The sequence below is a fragment of the Sphaerospermopsis sp. FACHB-1094 genome, from assembly GCF_014696195.1.
Classification (GTDB): Bacteria; Cyanobacteriota; Cyanobacteriia; order Cyanobacteriales; family Nostocaceae; genus Sphaerospermopsis; species Sphaerospermopsis kisseleviana.
Genome location: NZ_JACJPT010000206.1, coordinates 1 through 3,879, shown reverse-complemented (window position 1 = coordinate 3,879; position 3,879 = coordinate 1). Strand labels below are relative to the sequence as shown.

The window sequence follows — 3,879 nt, the reverse complement described above, 5'->3', positions numbered from 1 at the left end:
TCAGCTATTGCTTGAGCTAATTTATGATTTGACAACATCCCTGAAACATTTAAATCTTCTACTACTATCTTGGCGTGGTTTTTGCATAAGTAAGTAGTAAGCTTATGAAGAGTATCTTTTCTCAGGTTTGCTATTCTTGCATGATGTCTAGCTAGTTGAATTTTAGCTTTATGCTTATTGTTTGAACATGAAGCTTTTCTACAATAGACCTTGGATAATCTTTGTAGTTTAACTAAATTCTGTTGATAGTGTTTAGGACTAGAAAAGGTAACACCAGTGCTGAGTGTAGCTAGTTCCTTCACTCCCAAATCAACACCAACAATAGCATGGTCTTTAATAGTTGGCTGACATTCTTGTTCATAAGAAAAGGCTATATACCAACTATCGGCAGTTCTAGAAATAGTAATGCTTTTGCAAGTAGTATGAGGTAATCCTTCATAAGTTTTTACCCATCCAATTGTTGGTAGTTTTATTGATATACCACCTACAGGAATTGGTTTACCACCTGCATCAATTGTAAAACTATCATTTTTCCCTTTCTTTTTGAAGTTAGGATATTTAGACTGTCCTTGAAAGAATCTCTGAAAAGCTTCACCTAAACTATCAAAAGCATATTGAGTGATTTTCTGACAAATACCCTTTTCTTTAATCCATGCCAATTCAGGTTTTACATGATTATTAAAGAATTTTTTGAGGATGTATTTGTTTGGCTTTAATCCATCTTTATGCAAAGAAGCCCAAGTAGCTAAACCCCAATTATAGGTAAACCTTGCTATACCAGCGTGTTTAGCCATTAATATTTCTTGAGTTTTATTTAACTTGAGTTGTGTTTTGATGGATAAAAGCATTTGCTGATGTCAACACTATACTTTATTATTTAATTCTGACACATTTTGCCTAATTTTTTAGTCAACTTATTCCATGTATACGTCAAATACTTGTAGTTTGGTATGTACTTGTATAGGTTTGTCTAGTAAATTGTCAACTTAGGACAAGCTCAAATCTCAAATTTTTTTCCCAGTCACCAGTCCCCAGTCACCAGTCCCCAATCACCAGTCATCAGTCCCCAGTCACCAGTCATCAGTCCCCAGTCACCAGTCACCAGTCCCCAGTCACCAGTCCCCAGTCACCAGTCACCAGTCACCAGTCACCAGTCCCCAGTCCCCAGTCACCAGTCACCAGTCACCTACGTAATATATACTAAAAATAGAACTGGTAGCATCAATTATGCTAAATTACAATCCTTTGCATTGCTTACCTTCATCAGAAGAACTACCCGACTCTGACGAAACACCAGTGGATAACGAACTACAAGATTTAATTCCTGGTTTATTAAAAGCCATGTTAGCCTTAATTTGGTCTCAAAGATGGGATTGGTTTTTTGGTGTGGATATGGGAATATATTATGATCCAAATGAACCTGCAATAGTACCAGATGGGTTTTTAAGTATTGGTATTCCCAGGGTAATTCATGAAAAATTACGTTCTAGTTATGTCTTGTGGGAAGAACAGAAATTACCTAGTTTAGTGTTAGAAGTAGTTTCCCAAACCTACAGAAATGAATATAGCACTAAAAAAGAATTTTATGCCGATGAGTTAGGGATTTTATATTATGTGGTATATAATCCCCAACGGAAAATAAAAGAAACTTTAGAGGTTTATAAATTAGTGGATGGGGAATATATTTTAATTCCTGGAAATCCCGTTTGGTTGCCAGAAATTGGTTTAGGAATCGGTAAAGAAAAGGGAACTTATCAAGGAATAACCAGAGAATGGTTATATTGGTTTGATGAAAATGGTAAAAGATTTTTAACACCAGAGGAAAGGATTCAACAAAGTGAAGAAAAAAAGAATCAAGCTGAAGAAAAAGCGAAAAAATTAGCTGAAATGTTGAAGAATTTAGGAGTTGATCCTGAAAGTTTGATTTAAATCACCTCTCACACCCTGGAAACAGGGGGAACAGGATAAAAACTGAAAGAAAGATTGTTTTGAACAAGGTTTTCTAACATGACATAACATCATCAAGTTTAAGTTGCAAATTGGGAAATAGTCCAGAGATAATTATATCTCATAAACGATATTTTCGCTGTTGATATACGCCATTCACTAATTGACAGACCGTGAAAGTAGGTTGTTTAGGACTACCAATAAATTGCAGTTCACCTAAACCACGAAAATCAACAATCCAATATTCTGGTATTTCCAGAAAAGCATATTCTTCTACTTTTCTAGCATAATCATCTTGCCAATTACTACTCACTACTTCAGCAACTAACTTAATAGTATTACCATTACATATAGGACTACTATTTGATTTTTGAAAAAACTCCGTACACCCAAATCATCTCAAATGTTCCTTGGCTGAAATTCACCTAATTTTCAGCTATTTTTATCTGTATTTGTACAAATATTACAATTTTTATCATATAACTAAAAAATGTCACTTTTTGTTACACACTTGCATTTGCTTGATTCAATAGCTTTATACTAAACCTTAATATTAATAATCACTAAAACAGCCTGTGATCTCAGGTAGTGAGGAGGTATCCTTTCTGCCCAGTTTACACGGCTAACTTTGCCAACACAGGGAAACAATGACAGATACATTAAATTGCACCCCCGGATCTATAGTTAGTTGTCGTAGTCGGCAATGGGTAATATTACCAGATGAAAACCCAGACTTGATCCGCCTTTGTCCTCTGAGTGGTAACGAAGAGGAAATCATTGGTATTTTTCGGCACTTAAACCTAGAAACCCTAGAACCGGCTACCTTTCCTAACCCCACTGCTGACAGTATAAAAGACCACAGCACAGCTTTATTATTGATGGATGCTGCACGGCATTTATTACGTAGTGGGGCGGGTCCTTTTCGCTGTTTGGGTAGGTTGTCATTGCGTCCTCGTCCCTATCAATTAGTACCATTGTTAATGGCTTTAAGGTTAGAAACGGTCAGGTTATTAATTGCTGATGATGTGGGTATTGGTAAAACCATTGAAGCTGGTTTAATTGTCAGGGAATTATTAGACAGGGGAGAAATTGCCAGAATTGCTGTATTGTGTCCTCCCCATTTATGTGATCAATGGCGACAAGAATTAAGAGAAAAATTCCATATTGATGCTGTGGTAGTTCGTTCTGGTACAGCTTCTAAATTAGAACGGGCAATACCTAATGGTTCTCATATTTTTAGTTATTATCGTCATATAATTGTGAGTTTAGATTATGCCAAATCAGAACGGCGCAAAGCTAGTTTTATTGCCCATTGTCCAGATTTTGTGATTGTAGATGAAGCTCATACTTGTACCCGTGCTAGTAATAAGAGTACATCCCAACAACAACGACATCAATTAATTACTGAAATAGCTGAAAAAACCTCCCGTCATTTATTATTACTCACTGCTACCCCCCATAGTGGAATTGAGGAATCTTTTTTATCTTTATTGGGTTTATTAAAACCAGAGTTTGCTAATTTGACTTTGGATCAACTCACAGAAACAGAACGAGATAATTTAGCTGGTCATTTTATCCAACGACGACGGGCAGATGTAAAATTGTGGTTGGGGAATGAAACACCTTTTCCACAACGTCAATCTGATGAAGAACCCTATAAATTATCTAAAGAGTATAAAGAACTATTTGAGGAAGTTTATAATTTTGCACGGGGGTTAGTAAAAACTACTACCGTAGATATGACTTATGCCCAACGTCGGGGGCGTTATTGGTCAGCGTTGGCTTTAATTCGCTGTGTGATGTCTTCCCCTGCTGCTGCGATCTCTACTTTAAATCGTAGTTTAAATCGAGAGTCGGGGGAAATGCGAGAGTCGGGAGTCGGGAGTCGAGAGTCGGGGGAAATGCGAGAGTCGGGGGAAATGCGAGAGTCGG

The 3,879-nt window shown here is 36.8% G+C and carries 3 protein-coding genes and 1 pseudogene; 2 read left to right on the top strand and 2 right to left on the bottom strand.

Features of this window, described 5'->3' with window-relative positions; genetic code table 11:
* A partial coding sequence (locus H6F47_RS26975; protein ID WP_190651814.1) for an RNA-guided endonuclease TnpB family protein occupies positions 1 to 848 on the bottom strand: 848 nt, incomplete at its 3' end.
* 379 nt (positions 849 to 1,227) lie between these two features.
* On the opposite strand from H6F47_RS26975, the gene H6F47_RS26970 reads away from it, so the two are divergent.
* Complete coding sequence (locus H6F47_RS26970; protein WP_096564983.1) at positions 1,228 to 1,929, top strand: Uma2 family endonuclease; 702 nt, start codon at positions 1,228 to 1,230, stop codon at positions 1,927 to 1,929.
* 142 nt (positions 1,930 to 2,071) lie between these two features.
* Here the strand turns inward: H6F47_RS26970 and H6F47_RS26965 are convergent.
* Positions 2,072 to 2,299, bottom strand: a pseudogene (locus tag H6F47_RS26965) (Uma2 family endonuclease); the annotation flags it as partial.
* A gap of 295 nt (positions 2,300 to 2,594) precedes the next feature.
* Here H6F47_RS26965 and H6F47_RS26960 point away from each other — a divergent pair.
* Positions 2,595 to 3,879: DEAD/DEAH box helicase (locus H6F47_RS26960; RefSeq protein WP_242027508.1), on the top strand; the 1,285-nt coding region annotated here is incomplete at its 3' end.